Raw genomic sequence first — 18,854 nt, 5'->3', positions numbered from 1 at the left:
ATAAACAAAAAAGCGCATCGATTGATGCGCTTTTTTAGTTTATACCACCATTGGCTAAAGGATTAGTGCATTGGCTCCTGATTGAGCCTGTCTGCCTCTATCAACTCAGGGTGAGTAAAGAACTCAGCCTTCTCATAGAAAACCTCTTCATCCTCTGAGGCAGCAGCGGAATCTCGGCCCGCCAGCGTGGCGTCTATAAAGTCTTGCTGCCAGCCCAACATGTTGAGTTTTTCCCAAACAGGAGCAAGTACCGGCACCATACCATCGGACTTACCAAAGTTAACCCGGCCAATCTCGCCATCGGAGGATTGCAGTATGTACCACATGCTGTTGCTTTCACGGCGTACCGCGATATCGGCTTTGCCATCACCGTCGTAATCACCCACCACCGGGATATCTGCGGTGTTCAGACCAAACTGAATACGCTCAATGACCTCATCGCTGGAGCGCAGTACATACCAGGTTTTGTTAGACGGGCGACGGAAGGCGACATCGGCTTTGCCATCGCCATCGTAATCGGCAGGTACGGGAATATCCGTTTCCTGTAAACCAAATTTAATGCGCTGAATCTCGCCGCTGCTTGATTCCAGAATGTACCAGGTGGAATTCGACGGTCTGCGGAAGGCAATATCGCTGATGCCATCGCCATCATAATCGGCAGGCACCGGAATATCGGCTTCTTGTAAGCCAAACTGTACCCGCTGAATACCATCTTCTCGAGCAGAATTGTAATTGCTGCCGGAGGAGTTTTTGATGTACCACATGCTGTTGCTGGCACGGCGTACTGCAAAGTCAGTAATGCCATCACCATCGTAATCAGCCGCTACCGGGATATCATCTTCTTTTGCGCCAAACTCAATCCGCTGAATACCGTCTTCTCGGGCAGAGCCCAGGTTGCTACCAGAGGAGTTTTTAACATACCAGGTGCCGGTTGACGGTCTGCGCACTGCCACATCGGCGATGCCATCACCGTCAAAATCACCTTCTATCTGAATGTCTTCTTCTTTGGAGCCGAATTGAATACGTTGAATCTCATTATCTGAGCTATTGAGCACATAGTTAGTCCCCAGGAAGCCACGTCGTATGGCCACATCGGTTTTACCATCGCCATCGTAATCAGCCACACTGCGGTTAACTAGCTTGGCATCGGTCATGGGGATGAAGATATTGTCGATGTAGACTTCACCTGAATAATAGTATTCGTGGAGTTCAAATTTCAATTCAACGGTAACTTCTTGATCAGTAGCCTCCACTGGAATGCCCAGACTCTGCCAGTTACCATTTGAAGCAAGATGCTTAACCCTGGAAGTAGAAAAATCTACGTTAACGTCATCAATCTTGAGTGAAAACTCGGTTCTGTAATCATAAAGTTCTGTAAATACAAAATATCCGTCCATCAATTTACCGGTAATACTAAAAGTAATACTCGATTCAGAGCCAAAGCGTAACCACGACCGAATTGAAGAGTTACCATCTATGCTGTTGTCAGAACTTGTGTGTTCACCGTAAATGTTTACAAACCTCGATGTACCGCTAGAGAATGATTCAAATATTTCAAATTGCTCTGGGGTAATGTTTGGGTCATTTAAATCAGCACCTGTAACGTATTCAAAGGCATTGCTAAAGCCATCATCGTCCAAGTCAACATAAGCATCATAGCGATTCAAGGGATCTAAACCCAACGAAACTTCGAGCAGATCTGGGATGGTATCACCGTCATCATCCTCATCTGCGTTGTTGCCTACACCGTCTCCATCAGTATCCATAGTTTCATTGGGATCGTTGGGGAATGCATCGTAAGGGTCTAATACCCCGTCATTGTCAGCATCACCCGGCATAGTAAATGTAGTATTATTCGTGTCTGTTTTGCAGCCTATGGGGTTGCAAGCCTCTAAAACGTATGAGGCGCTCTGGTGGTATTCTAATGTATCAGAGAGAAGATAGTGATCATCATGAGCAAGCCAATAATTCATGAGATCTTCAGTGGTAAATTGAGCGAAAATGACGGGAGTTTCGTCGATGCCCTCTATCTGACGATATAGCGTAAAAGTGTCGATAATTTCTATGTAATAATCAGAGTACATGGTTATATCAACAGAATAGTCCTGCTCGTTTAATGCAGTTGCTATATAAGGCATGTAACTAATTTGGCTATAACTTGGAGTTGATATTTTCCGGTATTCATAGGGGCCACAAATTTCCTGATGGCATCGACGCAGTAAAAACTCGTAGCTTTTATTAGGCAGTAGATCTTCAATATAGGTGTTGTATCTGCCTCCAGAGCTAACTATCAGATTGTTAACAGTACCCAAGTTGGAGCCCTCGGCGGTTATGTATTGCAAGGAGCCAGAAAAATTTTCTGATAGCGCGATGGCTATATTTCTGGCGTGCAACTCTTCAAGCTCAGGTGAATAATAACTGACAAGGCTTTGTTGTGTTAGAGAGGGAGTAGCCGCTATGTCTATACTGACAGAGCTTAAATGAGTGGCACCTTGATAAGGATCATTGGTGCCCAATTTGAGTTTTGAAAGTCCATAAACAGAGAGGTCGAGTTGGCTATCCGCAGTCGCTAAGAGCTCATCGGCGATGTAAAAAGTGAAAAATCCAGCACTATCGAATTGCACAGAATAGTCTGTCCAAACTTCTTTGAACTTGTCATCAAGTGGGAGCGGGGCATCGAAATAATCAGAAATAAAATAAAGTTTGAAAAGCTCAAGGTTCGGAAATTCTGAACAACCATTTCCTGTAAAATATATAGAAGCGAATGTGTTGGTGTGTTCTGTGCTGGTGTGCTCCGCGCCGGATAAAAAGAGACTAAAATCGAGTAGCGATTCACATTCTGCCCAGCCAGCATCTAGTCGGGCATGTGTCGATAGCTGCCAGCCTTCATTGATATAAAACCATTGATTAAACCTCAGTTCGCCCACTGCCGCATCAAGGATTCCATCCATGGCTTCAACATGCCCACTTAGGGTTACCAAACCTTTATGGTTATTGCGTGCTTCGAGCAATAACTCGCCGCTTATCTCAATAGGGTCAGTATTAAAGGCTGAAGCAGTTCGACCCTGGCCAATATCCGAAGTCGTACAAATGCCACTAATGCAGGCTTCGAGACGATAGAAGTAGGTGGTGTTTGCTTCCAGATCACGGTCAGTGAAGAAGTAAGTATTCCAGAGTGAATCAACGTATTGAAAATCACCCTCCTCAGATTCCGCACGAAATAGAGAAATTATAGGTTGAGTCGACAACTCATCACCGACTTCAATGGCAATCTGATCTATGAATTCTCCATCAGATATAGTCTTGAAAGAGGGTTTTTGTTGCCCATCATTTGTGTCAGGGGCGGCATAGTATAAGGTGTATTTTAAATCTTCATCGCATCCGTATTGATTACATGCTCGAGCACCATATTGGTAGTAATTCCCATAGGTTATGTCAGTGTCCATATACTCAAAGTCAGTGCCACTCGCATCGTCTATCTCAATAGCTGCAATACTACGATGTGGACCGTCATTCGTTGCCTTGTATATTTCTATCGAATCTGGGCGACCAACGCCCTCCCCATCTCTAAAGTGCCCAGACACTCGAATGGCAGATTCTGAAGAGATGACTGTATTTGATAAGGTAGATATTTGAGGTGGATAGTGTCGGTTTTCGCCCTCGATGTTTATGATTACGTTATTAGAGTGTTCAGAGCAATCTTCGGACTGAGAGGTATTAAGTGCATGGAAGCAATATCGTACTGTAAAGCTAATATCGTCTCCTTCTTCCATGTAGTTTTGTTGTGCAATCTCTATTGGCTCTGCCACGTTTTCTGTTCGCCATGTCTGGTGATGATTCCGCCAACTCGCAGCTATTTCGGCAAAACTAATGTAGTAGTCTGGAGGAAAATGCAAATCTATATTGAATCGATTATTTTGGTAATTAATCGACGGTGTTAGTGCCTTGCCTTGATATTGTTCACCATTGTATGTAACGGATTGTACTTGGCTAGTGGTACACGTTTTTAGTAAGGATGAACAAGCGGTTATTCTATACTGGTAAGTGTCACCGGCTATCAAATGCGTTGCATCATCAATAACAACCAGGTCGTTGAAATAATTATCTACCTCCTCAAAGCTAATGACTTCCCAACTCTGTTCATTACTGTTTTTACGTTCAATTCTGTAACTGTCAGTAACAAAGGTGGTTTTTATGTCTAGAGTAACCGTGTTTAAACTGGTTTGTTGCAAATTAAACTCTGCTGGAAACAGTGCTTTATCGGTAAGGGAAATAGATAGTGGCCCTGATTTAATAAAAGTGCTAAACCCATATTGGCTAGAGCAATCGTACTGCTCAATAATACAATCGTTGAAGATGGGTATAATTTGGTATTCCAAATACGGGGTTTTATCTGTTTGCTGCGCGTAAGAGTAAAAATAGGAGGGCGTATCAGTTTTCTCAATGAACACAGTGTCAACGTTGTAACGGTTGGTTGCAGCTCTGACTGCCCAAGATGTGGCGTTTTCAACATCGTTCCAGGTTAAGAAATGACCAAGTGAATAATTTTCATCGATTCGAAGTCTGATTTCTTCTTCTGCGGCCATCGGGACGAAGGTGCGGGGTTCGGGGTAGCTTTCCGTCAGATAGATTTGTTCGACAGCTTCGCCATCTAATAACATTTCAATAAGGTAACGATAATCGGCACCGGGGATAATATCAGAATCGATAAAGTTGCTGACGTGAGGGGCAATTGAAGCAATCTTATGAAAATCCCCGGCGCCATCCTCTCTTGATATAGCAATTTCATCGTAATCAAGGTAGTTTCTTAAAGACAATTCTATGTACCCTGAGCGGGCACTCGAAAAACCGCTGATTGAATTTCTTCGGTTCAATTCAACTGATTTGCTATTACTTGTGCGGCAAACAGAATTGGCCTGGTCACAGGCTATAACACGGTAAGTATAGAGACTACCCGGGCGCACATCAGTATCGCGCCATCCACTTTCCGTATCTGAGGCTATTGGAAGAAAACTGTGATCTTCTAGACTGCGTTCGATGGAGTACAGAACATTTTCCTCTTCCTCAAAGTGAACCGCGATATAACTGTAATCGGGAGCTAAAAGCGGCACAATTGTTGGCTTGACGGGTAAGGAAATCGATTTTGATGTGGTAAATTCGGCACAAACATACGGGAGGTTTTCAATTGAAGACGACATACAAGGCTGAACGCCCACTAACAGATTATTGTTATCAACATCAATTTTAAAACTATAGCTTTGATTTTGAACAACATATTTTGCTTTTTTGTGTAGCAAGTGTACTCTTAAGAAATCTGCAGATGGCCAGTTGGCATTAGCAATGGTGCCTTGCAGCTCAGATGAATACGAAGCATCAGATTCAGAGACATTCACAGACCAATCATTGTTCTCAAAAAACGCCTGCGTTGCAATGCTTTGTGTGGCTGCGGGGGTTTCTTCGCATATCATGCTCACTTCACATACATATACTCTGTATGTATTATTTCCCGGTCTGAGTCCCATTTTATAATCGGTAAAATGGGAGCCTTCTAACCAAAAAATATCAGTAAACCCGGTTAACTCACTTTCTCTTTCAATTTTAAAAAGAACATCTGCCTCAGATTCGTAATCTATTGTGAGCAGGTTTTGGTGTACTGCATCATTGGTTATTGTTAATTGTAGTTCGTTAGATTGGATTAAAACGGGCTGTCTATTTGTACTCGCATCGCGATTGAAAAATAAGCCATCAGAAGGGGCCTGCTCAGTGCTGGTTTTTGAAAACAGTACTGCCACTGCATTCTCAAGTTGCTCTACCGTAAACGAGGTTAAATCATCATCAGAGGATGATAATTCTATCCTCTTGGGCTTTGAACCAGTGGCCAGTTTAAGCTGAAATATACTTAAGGAGGAAGATGCAAATTGCTGCTGATCATCTTTATAGTAGATTCGATTGTTATAACTTGCAGCAAAAATGATGGTATTTGCTTGACCATCGTAAATTAATATTTTGGGATTTTTAATGCCATGTGAAGTTAACAAGAAAGATTCAGTTTTGCCTGTTTTTACATCTCGTTTAAACAGCACTCCATTTGTGCAATAAAGACTTGTAATGCTGTTCGAAAAGGTCCAATCCTTCTCGCACTTGCTGGACTCAATGTCGAAAATATGCGGGGCATTGGTGTGAGCTTTGTTTTGCGACAACGGTTCATTAGTCCACTCTAATGCTTGGAGTTCTGTGGAAATAAGGAGTACCAGAAATAATTTTGAGGTGACATATAAAAGTGTACGAATACACATAGGGACTCCATTCCGTAAATAATGCTCAAAAAAAAGAAACCCACCAAGTGGGTCTCATTCAACAGCTGCGGAGTTTACAGGATAGTGTACGATTTTCAATCTAGAATTACCTTGAAAACCACTCCTATTGCCGGTGGAAGAAAAAAAGCGCATCGATTGATGCGCTTTTTTAGTTAATGTCCTATTTGAACGGTTTTTAGTGCATTGGCTCCTGATTGAGCCTGTCTGCCTCTATCAACTCAGGGTGAGTAAAGAACTCAGCCTTCTCGTAGAAAACCTCTTCATCCTCTGAGGCCGCAGCGGAATCTCGGCCCGCCAGCGTGGCGTCTATAAAGTCTTGCTGCCAGCCCAACATGTTGAGTTTTTCCCAAACAGGAGCAAGTACCGGCACCATACCGTCAGACTTACCAAAGTTAACCCGGCCAATCTCGCCATCGGAGGATTGCAGTATGTACCACATGCTGTTGCTTTCACGGCGTACCGCGATATCGGCTTTGCCATCACCGTCGTAATCACCCACCACCGGGATATCTGCGGTGTTCAGACCAAACTGAATACGCTCAATGACCTCATCGCTGGAGCGCAGTACATACCAGGTTTTGTTAGACGGGCGACGGAAGGCGACATCGGCTTTGCCATCGCCATCGTAATCGGCAGGTACGGGAATATCCGTTTCCTGTAAACCAAATTTAATGCGCTGAATCTCGCCGCTGCTTGATTCCAGAATGTACCAGGTGGAATTCGACGGTCTGCGGAAGGCAATATCGCTGATGCCATCGCCATCATAATCGGCAGGCACCGGAATATCGGCTTCTTGTAAGCCAAACTGTACCCGCTGAATACCATCTTCTCGAGCAGAATTGTAATTGCTGCCGGAGGAGTTTTTGATGTACCACATGCTGTTGCTGGCACGGCGTACTGCAAAGTCAGTAATGCCATCACCATCGTAATCAGCCGCTACCGGGATATCATCTTCTTTTGCGCCAAACTCAATCCGCTGAATACCGTCTTCTCGGGCAGAGCCCAGGTTGCTACCAGAGGAGTTTTTAACATACCAGGTGCCGGTTGACGGTCTGCGCACTGCCACATCGGCGATGCCATCACCGTCAAAATCACCTTCTATCTGAATGTCTTCTTCTTTGGAGCCGAATTGAATACGTTGAATCTCATTATCTGAGCTATTGAGCACATAGTTAGTCCCCAGGAAGCCACGTCGTATGGCCACATCGGTTTTACCATCGCCATCGTAATCAGCCACAACCCGTTGACCCACCATTTTGGCATCGGTCATGGGGATGAAGAGGTTATCGATGTAGATCGCCGCCGGATAATAATTACCATAGCCATGGAACTCTAGCTCCAGTGTTACTGCCTCATCGCGAGCCTCTAACGGAAAACCAATATATCTGAAGTAGCCATTGGAACCTAGATATCTGATAGGTGTTTCAGAGAAATCATATTGTTCGCCATTAACGCGCAATGAGAATCTGCGACTGCGATAATACTCCTCTGAGAAAATCAAATAATCACCGGTTAGTTTACCCTCAATCGTGAATGTGAGAGGTTTTGCCAGTTCATCCTCAAATTGAGCAAAAATGGAGAAGTCGCCATCCCAACTTAATGTGTCTCTGACATAATCCCCCGAGATTTTCACATACTTGGGTTTTTCAGAAGCGAAGGATTCATAAACACCCGTTTCCGCGGGTGTTATGTCCGCATCATTCATCTCAGAACTTGTTAAATATTCGTAGGTATTATTAAAACCATCGCCGTCCATGTCTTCATAGGCATCGTAGGCGTTCAGTGGATCCATGCCATTGGCCAATTCTATCGAATCAGGGATACCATCATTGTCATCATCCTCGTCAGCATTGTTACCAATGCCATCACCATCGCTGTCTTGCGACTCATTTGGATCATTCGGGAAGGCGTCGTAGGGATCGAGCACGCCGTCACTGTCTGAGTCTGCCGGCATAGTGATCTGGTCAACTCGGGTTGATTCCTGGCAGCCGATTGGATTACAAACCTGGTACGAGTATTCCGCGGTTTGACCTCCCTGGATAATGTCGCTAACAGAAAAACTGTCTGAAGAAGTTAACCAATGCTCGAATAGGTCGTCTACCGTGAATTCCGCTATGGATTGTTTACCGTCGTCTTCGCCCACAATCTCTCGGTAGATAGTGTAAGAGTCTGCATTATCTGTTACGTAGCTACTCAAATATATTCTTATGTCCTGACTCTGATGGTCTAAATTAGCGTAAATGCTAGAAGTGTAAATATACTCTTGGTAGCTGGGTGTTTGTTCCCGAACATATTCAAATGGGCCACATGTTTCCGCTCGACACTTTTGTACAAGCAAGTCGTAAGTTCTGTTAGGGGATAGCCCTTTGATGTAAGTGTTGTATCGACCACCAAATTGCAACTCTACTGAATTACTTTCGTCGTAGCTATCCTCTTCAATGATTAAGTATTGGATAGAACCATCCACCTCTTCACTGAGATAAAGCGCAATGTTTCTGGGGTGTATCGCGGAGAAGTTCGGAGAGTAATAGCTAATTAAATCCATTTCGTTTAGCGAGGGCTCAGCTACCACACTCAAGCTAGCATAGCTAATATAAGTTGAACCTTCGTACCAGCGTTCATTGGAGGTTAAGGCGAATTTGGCAAGTTTCCATATATTTAGATCAATCGCTTCTGTTGAAGTGGCGATGACTTCATCAGCAATTATGAAATTGAAAATGCCTTGTTCATTAAACTGCATACTAAAACTTTGCCAGCTTTCCCGCAGATCACTTTCAATGATAACGGGCTCACCTAATAAATCAGAAACCAGATACAAGCTAAACAGTTCCAGCTCCTGGTTATCTGTGCAGCCGTTGCCCGTATACACCAAGGTTCCCAACGACATACTGTGGCGGTTTGAGTAGTAGTTGTTTTCAGCCTGCGGCAAATACAAGCTGAAATTCAGTAGTTCGGTGCACTCAGACCAATCGGCGTCTACTCTTGCGGTGGTAGAAATTTGCCAGCCTTCACTTAAGTCCAGCCATTGATTAAATCTCATCTCTCCGGAGAAAGCATCCAACATGCCGTCTACGGCTTGGGTATCACCACGTAGCACCAGACGTGAAGATGAGGAGTTGCCTGTTTCCCTCAAAGCTGCGCCACTGATTTCTACTGAATCTGAGAAGTAAACCGAGGCGGTCTTTCCTGCAACTACATCTGACTCGGTACAACCGGCATTATTACAAGCGTCAATGCGATAATAGTAGGTGCTGTCAGCCATTAAATTATCATCCTCGAACACCCTTCTCCAAGATGAGGACGTGATTCGTTGGAATTCACCCTCTTGGGAGTCAGCTCTGTAAGCGTAGTAATTAACGTCATAGCTGACGCCTTGAAATGCGATATTTATTTGGTTGGTGTATTCCCCTTGAGAAATATGGGTAATCTCGGGTTTGCTGGGTAGTGCATCGTCGCCGCTTTGAGGCAGTCTGATTGTTGATGAGATGTAATCTGAGCAACCTGCCGAATTACAAGCTTGTGTGGCGTAAGTGTAGTGGTTACCAGCCTCGACACCCTCATCAGTGTATTCAACAGTATAACTATCATCATCAGGAACATTAACCGTTGCTATGCTCTGATGATAACCGCCGTTGGTAGCCCTGAATATTTCTATTGTTTCCGGTCTGCCGTAACTTGTGCCTGTCTCAAAGCGACTATTAATGACAAAGCCATTTCGCTCATCATTGGTGCTAATATTTACCCAATACAGCCTGGGCGCAAGCACACCGTCGCTTTGGGTAATTTCAACGGCTATTTCTTCGGTATATTCAGTGCAGTCCTCCGACTCATAATAAGGCCAGTAGGGACGATGGAAGCAATATCGCAGCGAAAAGTTAAGGGTATCACCGGTGCTCATCCTCCAGTCTTTTTGAATCGTATAGTTTTTGCTCAGGTTTTCTATTGTCCAGCTGTCGTTTCTGTATTCATTCCAAGTTGCTGTAAGTTGCGCAAAGCCCACAAAAGCGTCCGAGTCAAAGTTGAAATCTATATTGAATTGGTTGTTTTCATAAGTGATGGTAGGAGCAATAACCTCACCTGCATAGCGCACACCGCGATACTTGATTGAGTGCGTCGTACTTGTGGCGCATTGATTTAACAAGGAAGAGCAGGTTTGTACTTGATATTCATAGGTTTCGCCAGACTGTAAATTGATACTTTGATCTTGAAACTCGGTGTTATCTCGACTGCTTATATCGTCAATATAGCCCACGTATTGCCATGCTTCTTGCCCCGCTATCCTACGTTGGATCCGGAATTCGTCAAACAAGTAGGAATTACTCATTTCGAGCACAATTCCGTATAGGGATTGTTGACTTACTACAACATTTGTCGGGAAAAGTTGTTTATCAACAAGGGTGGGTTTGGTGGATTCAACAACGATACTTGATATAACGCCCAAACTTTCTTCGCAAATATTATTGGCTTCATTGCAAGTTGAATAAACTGGCGTTACGCGATACTCAAAACTACCACGCAAATTAAGTTGACTTTGATAATTATAAAAATAACTCGGAGCGTCGGTAGCCGGGATTGTTAGATTTTTGTGGGAATAACCATTGAGTAATACTTTAATTTGATATGCGGTAGCGTTTTCAACAGAGTCCCAGCTCAAATTATGACCAATAGCATAATTACTCTCCACGGATAGGCCCGTAATTTCGGCGTCTGATGCTTGGATAATTGAATTCAGGTTTTCAGTACTGCGCGATACGTTAACGCGGTCCAGGGTTTCACCATTAAACCGGCTTTGCATCTGATATTCATATCGAACGCCAGGCACCAGACCGGTGTCGAGGAAAGTTGTAGCGTGAGGTGCCAGTGAGGCTATCTGATTGAATTCGCCACCGTCAGAAGAGCGCAGGACCAGGATTTCGTCAGAATCAAAAATACTCGTGATTCGCCAGATTATGGAGTGAGTATCTACGGTGACAGAGTTGACTGACAGAAAATCATCACGATCAACGCGGCGGTATTTCGTATCGCTCTTGCGACAGGCAGAAAGTGACGAATCACATGCTTGTACCTGATATTGATAATTTACACCGGGCGTAACATCTTCGTCTTGCCAGCCACTACTGATATTCGTTGCTACTTCGGTAAATTCATCGTCAGAAATTCTTCGTAGGATATTGTATTGAATATCTTGTTGTTGCTCGAAGTACACAGCAATATAACTGTAGTCTGGTGACAGGAGTACCTGTGGTTCGGGTTGTGAAGGCAACTCTATTTCTTTTACAGAGGCCGTTGCAGCACATACATAATCCTCATTTTGCAATTGAGAGAAAGTGCAGGGCTGAACTCCCATAACGAGGTTATCAACGTTATTTTCTATGTTGAAGGTGTAATCCAGTGTATTGCTGTACCACTTTCTCAAATCATTGAGATAAGAGATGCGGACTCGATCACTTGAAGGCCAGTTGTTATTTGAAATTGTGCCTTGTAGGCGGTCTGAGTAGTAGTTGGAAGATTCTGTAATGTTCAAGGTCCAATCGTGGTTTTCAGCATAATCTGTGGTTTCAATTTCGACACTCGAGCCATTATCAGAAGCGCACACCATATTGATGTCGCAAGGATAGGCCGTGTATGTGTTGGTGCCGGGTTTCAGACCGAGTTGGTAATCGGTAAATTCAGAGTTCGTCGACCAAAATGTATCTGTTGTGCCACGCTCCGCGCTATATCGCTCGATTTTGAACAATAATTCTCCTGTATCGTTATGCTCGATCGATACTTGATTGGTGTGCACTCCATCATTGGTTACTGTTAAATTGAATTCAGTCAAATCAGTAGAGAATTGATGATTAGCCATAGCCTCTACAGAATGACTATATGCGCTCCGCAGGCCATTAACGTAATATTGTCCTTGCAAAACCACAGTAGTCATATCCTGACTTAAAAATATCCGTTGAAACTGTGTCGAAGAAACCCCTTCGTCAGCTTGGTACAGGTCAATCCTGAGCGGTGTTGCGCCGGCAGTCAGCGGCAGATAGTAATAAGCGGGAGAGTTATTGGTGAAATATTGGGTTTCATCGTCGAAATAAATGCGATTGCCGTACCTGGCGTAAAGTATTGCGAAACTCGCGCTATCATCCATCGTCAGAATCCGAACATCACTCAGGCCCATTGATCCCAGATCAATTTGATCAGTTGTGGCTGCTTCTCTGCTAAGAAGGTTTATAGTATTGTTCTGCGCAAATAAGATGGTGTCGCCGTTAACTGACATCTCTACGCCGTCATTGTAATAGGCTCTGGAGGTTTCGAACGGGGGTATGCCTGAGACTGTTGTTAAGGTCTCTGTTTCTGGATCAAAAAATTGTACTGAATCCGAGTTATAATCCTCACAAGTGAAGAGTATCTCACCAGCTTCAGTGTAATCGTGGAAGTTTGCACCATAGCGGCATGTGATGTCTAACGCTTGCCAATTTTCACCCAAATCGTTGCTGAATAATACCTGGTCATTGTTTCTGTCATATGAGTAGAGGTATTCGTTTCGGGTTACCATCCAGTAATCAGAACTGTAGGACACATCAGGTGTCGGAACAGGAGTAATTATTTTACTGTTCAGGTCGAGTCTGAACAAAAGCGTATCAAGGTCGCCCCATTCACCTTCATATTCACTACCTGATAGAGGCTCGCTTCCGTAGTAGACAAAAAATACTGAATTGTTGTCGGTTATTTCGCTGAACGTGTCAGTATAGATACGAGCTGTCACTTCGCCACTTGTTGTTTGTGATAGTAAAGTGACCTCTTCGGTTTCCAGGTTTTTTAGGTAAACAGCTTCGTTACGAGTGGTGTTTGGTTGCCCTTCGTAACCAGCGATGGTTTCGGAATGGGAAGAAAAAATGACAAAGCCAGACTGCTCTGAGATAGCAAGTACCCTGGCGTCAAACTGAGTTTCACTGTTATTACCAAGATAGGGTGATAACAGCAGGTCCTCAGCGGCCGCTGAAATCGGCAAAAACAATGATATGAAAATGCAACAATAGGTTGCCAGAGCAGCACGAGCGCGCATAGGGACTCCATTCCGATAGTGATTCTTCAAAAAAAAACCCAACTAAGTGGGTTTCATTCAACAGATATCAATTCTACGTAAAAGCGAATAAATTTCAATCAGGAAAAACTTAATTTGTCATCGTATTTCTTCTTGTATCTGTGAACTTAAGTTGCCCAATAAGCCATATCCAGCACTTCTTCCCGCTCGGGCAAGCCCTTGCTCAGTCGCGGTGAGTGTTGTGCAAGCACCTCGTAGCTGACGCGGTTGGCGTACTTACTAATTTGTGACAACGAAGAGTAGGTGATAGCGGGTTGCTCGTGTTTGGTAGACTTTTCTACATTGAGCTTGTGATATTCGTTGGCGCAGATATCGTGTAATACCGCCGCCAACGCACCATCACCTGCACCATTGGTATTCATGATTTTATCAGGGCCACCCATATACGGGGGGATATAGCTGTATACTTTTACCGGCTCTTCACAGTCTTGCAAGCGCATCGGACGGGAGTACTCATAGCGGTTGAACTCAGCGATTTCGGCATCAATAAACTGTTGCTCGGTTTCTCGCAGATATTTTTTATCGCAGTGTCCTGCCATATATAAACCCACAGGACCTGCAGTACACATGACCATATCTACCCAGTCTAGCGCTTTGCTGGCCGCTAGAAGGGGGTTTTGAATACCAGTGATGGCTTCCGCTTCCTCTTCGTTCATTGTGAGTATATCAACGTGCTTTTTTACGAACTCTTGCCACCATTCGGGGTTTTGCTCTATTAAGAATTTTGTGCCCAAGGTGAGTACCACAGGGACACCAGCCTCATTGGCGTATTCCACGGCCTTTAATGTAGCTTCGGTCATGGTATCTCCCGGGTTAGTGCGCATAGAGTAGGCCGCGAAGACTAAAGCGGAAGCGTTTTGAATAACTTCTTTATCAACATATTCCGTTGATAACTTATTGATCATGGCCGGGCTTATGGCAAAGGTACGCTCGCCTTGGCTGTCGATAAGGGTAAAGCAGCGCCCTATCGGGCCATCCACCGGTTGCAGGTAGTTGAGATCTACACGACTGGAAGTGTTGCTTAGATACTTGTATGAGTAACTGCCTATTTTGATGTTTTCTGACATCACGCCTAACAGTACGGAGCGATCATCTGCTAATACTGAGTAGTTATGCAGCGTGTTGCCAATGGTGCCACCGGCAAATTCATAGTTGATAAGGGCTTTTTCCTGTAATTCAGCATAGAGCGCTTCAGTAACGTCATCCTCAATTAATTGTGACATGCCTTTTTTGAGGTTGTAGCGTTCTAAAAACTCGTCGCCAACTTTGGCTTCGATATCCACCAACACCTGGTCAATGCCCACTATATAGCTGTGCTGTAATGGTTCTGCTTTGTGGAACTGGCCAATCAGGGAGTTTTTATCTTGAACCGGGAAGTAGTGTTTGTGCTTGCGGCGACCGGGAAATTTCATAGAAAATTGTTAATAGGTTAATTTTGGACAAGCGGCCATTATATCAACCTGTCGGATGAGTGACGAATATTTTATCAGACAAATTTCGTGATAGTACCTAACTGCCGTTTGCAACATATTAAAGCTTGTAAGACTATCGACAATCAGTATAATACCGCTCCCGCCTTACTTCTGAATCCTTTATCTCCTGATAAGCTTCAAAAAAACGACAAGGCGAGTGTAACTATTTTAAAGTAAACAGTAGTGCTGGCACTGCTGCTACAGGGGTGTAGTTCCAATTGGTAGAACAGCGGTCTCCAAAACCGATGGTTGGGGGTTCGAGTCCCTCCACCCCTGCCATATTTAATATCAATCCGGATGGATTGAGTTTGAGGTAACAGGTTAAACGATGAGTGATAACGCAGTTAATCAGTCCGGTGCAATGGACAGCATTAAATGGGTCATAGCCATTTTATTTTTGGCTGGCGCCGTAGGTGGTAACTACTATTTCGGTGATTTCTCCGTATTGTATCGCGCCATTGGTGTGGTCATTGCGGTAATTATTGGTTTGCTGATTGCTGCCAACACTGAAAAAGGCAGCACCTTTGTCAACTTTGCAAAAGAGTCACGCACCGAAGTGCGCAAAGTTGTATGGCCTTCTCGTCAAGAAGCTACGCAAACTACTTTGATTGTTCTTGCTGCAACCGCCGTTGTTGCCTTGTTGCTTTGGGGCCTTGATGGCATCATTGTTCGGGTCGTTGGCTTTATTACCGGAATAGGAGCGTAAGCATGTCTGAAGGCGTAAAAAGATGGTATGTAGTTCAGGCGTTTTCTGGCTACGAAGGCCGTGTTAAGAAGACCTTGGAAGAACACATCAAAATGCACGAAATGGAAGGCTATTTCGGCGAGATTTTGGTTCCTACCGAAGAAGTCGTAGAAATGCGCGCGGGTCAAAAACGCAAGAGCGAGCGCAAGTTTTTCCCAGGCTACGTGTTAGTCGAAATGGAAATGAACGACGATAGCTGGCACCTGGTTAAAAGCATTCCTCGAGTACTTGGTTTTATCGGTGGTACTTCTGACCGTCCGGCGCCAATTACCAAACGCGAAGCCGATGCGATCCTGAACAGATTGCAAGAGTCTGTAGACAAGCCGAAGCCAAAAACTTTGTTCGAGCCAGGCGAAGTGGTGCGTGTTACCGATGGTCCTTTTGCCGACTTCAACGGTGTAGTAGAAGAAGTAGACTACGAAAAGAGCCGCTTGAAAGTATCGGTACTTATCTTTGGCCGTTCTACCCCGGTAGAACTGGAATTTGGCCAGGTTGAAAAGGGGTAAGCCCCGTCTTGAGACGAGCTTGCTCGGCTAGGGGCGCACGACTGGTCCAACGGACGGCCAGGCCGGAAGCCCTCACCAGGGATGGTTTAAATCTCTCTGGTGGAACGCAAGTTTTTCTAGATTAGATGAAGGACGGCGAAGTTCGACAAGACTGCTAAACCCAGGCGTTGTCCGGATCAAGCCGAACCTACAGATAAAATCAAACAAAATCCAAATTAATGGTTGTCAGAGGTCGTAGATTAAAATATAATCTCCGGCCTTTTTGTAGGCGGGGAGCCGTTGAAGCAAGTATTCTTCTGTATTTGCGAGGCGTTTAACCCATAAATTAGAGAAGAGAGTAATGGCTAAAAAAGTTACAGGCATTATCAAGCTACAAGTAGCTGCGGGTGCCGCAAACCCAAGTCCACCAGTTGGTCCTGCATTAGGTCAACACGGTGTTAACATCATGGAATTCTGTAAAGCGTTCAACGCTAAAACTGAGAGCATGGAAAAAGGTGCTCCGGTTCCAGTTGAAATCTTTGTATACGAAGACCGTTCTTTCACGTTTGAAACCAAAACTCCACCTGCGTCTTTCTTATTGAAGAAAGCAGCTGGCGTTAAGAGTGGTTCTGGTCGTCCTAACACTGAAAAAGTGGGTAAAGTGACGCGCGCTCAATTGGAAGAAATCGCGAAAACTAAAGAACCTGATTTGACTGCTGCTGATCTAGACGCAGCTGTTCGTACTATTGCTGGCTCTGCCCGCAGTATGGGTCTGACGGTAGAGGAATAATCCATGGCTAAGTTAACAAAACGCGCTCGTCTGATCCGCGATAAAGTAGACGCCACTAAAGAATATCAAATCAGCGAAGCAGTCGCTTTGTTGAAAGAATTAGCAACAGCTAAATTCGCTGAAAGCGTAGATGTTGCTGTAAACCTGGGTATCGATGCTCGTAAATCTGACCAAAACGTTCGCGGTGCAACTGTACTGCCTAACGGTACTGGTAAAGAAGTACGCGTAGCTGTATTTACTCAAGGTGCTAACGCCGAAGCTGCTAAAGAAGCAGGTGCAGACATCGTAGGTATGGATGACCTTGCTGAGCAAGTTAAGAAAGGCGAAATGAACTTTGACGTTGTTGTTGCTTCTCCTGATGCAATGCGCGTTGTTGGTCAGTTAGGTCAAATCTTGGGTCCACGTGGCCTGATGCCTAACCCTAAGACTGGTACGGTTACGCCAGACGTCGCGACTGCAGTTAAAAATGCAAAAGCAGGTCAGGTTCGTTACAGAAACGACAAGAACGGTATCATCCACGCCAGCATTGGTAAGATTGCTTTTGAAGCTAATCAAATCCAGGAAAACCTTGAAGCTCTGTTAGAGGCGCTTAAGAAAGCTAAGCCTTCTTCTGCTAAAGGTACATACATCAAGAAAGTTAGCCTGAGCACCACTATGGGCGCTGGTATAACTTTAGATCAAGGTTCTTTGTCTCAATAAGACAAACCTTGAAGGTGCGAGAGTTAATTCAGTTTTGAATTAGCACCAAAGTAAAAAATTGGGTTGGAGTTTGTAGCTCTGAAAAGAAATACAAGCTCCCGTCCTAGACCGTAGGTACGCTAATTACAGCGTTTAATGTATGCCTACGCAGACGGTGGTTCGACTCAGACTCTCTGGGACTAAAGAACACCGTAGAAAGGTGGAGTAAAGCGCAAGTTGAGCTCCATTTATCTGTGAAACCTGAGAAGCAATTCTCAGACAACTAAAAGGTGATCTCAGTGGCACTAGGCTTAGAAGCAAAAAAAGAGATTGTAGCAGAAGTAACTGATGTTGCATCTCGCGCTCTATCCGTTGCCGTCGCTGAATATCGCGGAATGGAAGTTGCAGACCTGACTGAACTGCGTGTTAAAGCACGTGAGCAAGGCGTTTACCTGCGTGTTATCCGTAACACTTTGGCAAAGCGCGCTCTGGCTGAAAGCAAGTTCACAGGAATGGATGATGCACTGAAAGGCCCTCTGATTTACGGCTTTTCTTTGGATGCGCCAGGTGGTGCAGCGCGTTTGTTCAAAGATTTCTCTAAAGAGAATGACAAGTTGAACGTAACCGCGTTATCAATCGGTAGTGGTTTGTTGGGTCCAGAAAAACTGGACGCAGTAGCTTCCTTACCAACACGCGACGAAGCGTTGGCGAAATTACTTGCTACCTTCAAAGCGCCTGTTGGCAAGTTTGTACAGACTATTAACGAAGTACCAAGCAAGTTTGCCCGCGTATTGACGGCTATTAAAGAGAAAAAAGAAGCTGAATAAAAAAAACAGTTTCTTAATTCATTGATTTGTTTTAAATTTTTAAACCCAGGAGTTTAGAGAAATGGCTCTAACTAAAGAAGATATCTTAAACGCGATCGCTGAAATGCCAGTAATGGAACTGGTTGAACTGATCGAAGCTGCCGAAGAAAAATTCGGTGTTGAAGCAACTGCTGCTGTAGCTGTAGCTGCTGGCCCAGCTGGCGACGCAGGTGCTGCTGCTGAAGAGAAGACTGAATTCGACGTAGTTCTGACTTCTTTCGGTGGTAACAAGGTTGCAGTAATCAAGGCAGTTCGCGGCGCGACTGGTCTTGGCCTTAAAGAAGCTAAAGAAGTTGTTGAATCAGCTCCTAAAGCTATCAAAGAAGGTGTATCTAAAGACGAAGCTGAAGCACTTAAAGCTGAACTTGAAGGCGCTGGTGCAGAAGTTGAAATTAAGTAATTCGTACTCGT

General features: G+C 44.4%; 9 protein-coding genes and 1 tRNA gene. 7 read left to right on the top strand and 3 right to left on the bottom strand.

All coding sequences use genetic code 11. The features are described 5' to 3' along the window. Window positions 1-62 precede the first annotated feature (62 nt). The 3 genes from AABA75_RS18045 to AABA75_RS18035 form a co-directional block, all read right to left on the bottom strand. Window positions 63-6,038 (bottom strand): FG-GAP-like repeat-containing protein, encoded by a 5,976-nt coding sequence (locus AABA75_RS18045; protein WP_338294127.1) that lies wholly within the window; start codon window positions 6,036-6,038, stop codon window positions 63-65. A 454-nt stretch (window positions 6,039-6,492) separates the two neighbouring features. Continuing rightward, window positions 6,493-13,368, bottom strand: a complete 6,876-nt coding sequence (locus tag AABA75_RS18040) for an FG-GAP repeat domain-containing protein (RefSeq protein ID WP_338294126.1) — start codon at window positions 13,366-13,368, stop codon at window positions 6,493-6,495. A 146-nt stretch (window positions 13,369-13,514) separates the two neighbouring features. After that, window positions 13,515-14,819, bottom strand: coding sequence for an inosine/guanosine kinase (locus tag AABA75_RS18035; protein ID WP_338294125.1), 1,305 nt, complete (start codon window positions 14,817-14,819; stop codon window positions 13,515-13,517). A 262-nt stretch (window positions 14,820-15,081) separates the two neighbouring features. Here AABA75_RS18035 and AABA75_RS18030 point away from each other — a divergent pair. The 7 genes from AABA75_RS18030 (at window position 15,082) to rplL (ending at window position 18,843) form a co-directional block, all read left to right on the top strand. Continuing rightward, window positions 15,082-15,158 (top strand) — tRNA-Trp (locus AABA75_RS18030). A 49-nt stretch (window positions 15,159-15,207) separates the two neighbouring features. After that, a complete protein-coding gene (secE, locus tag AABA75_RS18025) occupies window positions 15,208-15,585 on the top strand; it encodes a preprotein translocase subunit SecE (RefSeq protein WP_338294124.1) in 378 nt (125 codons plus the stop codon). 2 nt (window positions 15,586-15,587) lie between these two features. Further along, entirely contained in the window at window positions 15,588-16,130 is a 543-nt protein-coding gene (nusG, locus tag AABA75_RS18020) for a transcription termination/antitermination protein NusG (RefSeq protein WP_338294123.1), read from the top strand. Window positions 16,131-16,470: 340 nt separating this feature from the next. Continuing rightward, window positions 16,471-16,899 (top strand): 50S ribosomal protein L11, encoded by a 429-nt coding sequence (gene rplK, locus AABA75_RS18015; RefSeq protein ID WP_338294122.1) that lies wholly within the window; start codon window positions 16,471-16,473, stop codon window positions 16,897-16,899. Between the two features lie 3 nt (window positions 16,900-16,902). Beyond that, window positions 16,903-17,598, top strand: coding sequence for a 50S ribosomal protein L1 (gene rplA / locus AABA75_RS18010; protein WP_338294121.1), 696 nt, complete (start codon window positions 16,903-16,905; stop codon window positions 17,596-17,598). Window positions 17,599-17,876: 278 nt separating this feature from the next. Continuing rightward, the gene (rplJ, locus tag AABA75_RS18005) at window positions 17,877-18,404 is read left to right on the top strand and encodes a 50S ribosomal protein L10 (protein WP_338294120.1); all 528 of its coding nucleotides are present in this window, start codon (window positions 17,877-17,879) and stop codon (window positions 18,402-18,404) included. Between the two features lie 61 nt (window positions 18,405-18,465). Further along, complete coding sequence (rplL, locus tag AABA75_RS18000) at window positions 18,466-18,843, top strand: 50S ribosomal protein L7/L12 (RefSeq protein WP_338294119.1); 378 nt, start codon at window positions 18,466-18,468, stop codon at window positions 18,841-18,843. The last annotated feature ends 11 nt before the right edge of the window (window positions 18,844-18,854 follow it).

The organism is Planctobacterium marinum (assembly GCF_036322805.1).
In the GTDB taxonomy this organism is placed as follows: Bacteria; Pseudomonadota; Gammaproteobacteria; order Enterobacterales; family Alteromonadaceae; genus Planctobacterium; species Planctobacterium marinum_A.
The sequence above is the reverse complement of the archived record's forward strand: the minus strand, read 5'-3'. Positions and strand labels throughout refer to the sequence as shown.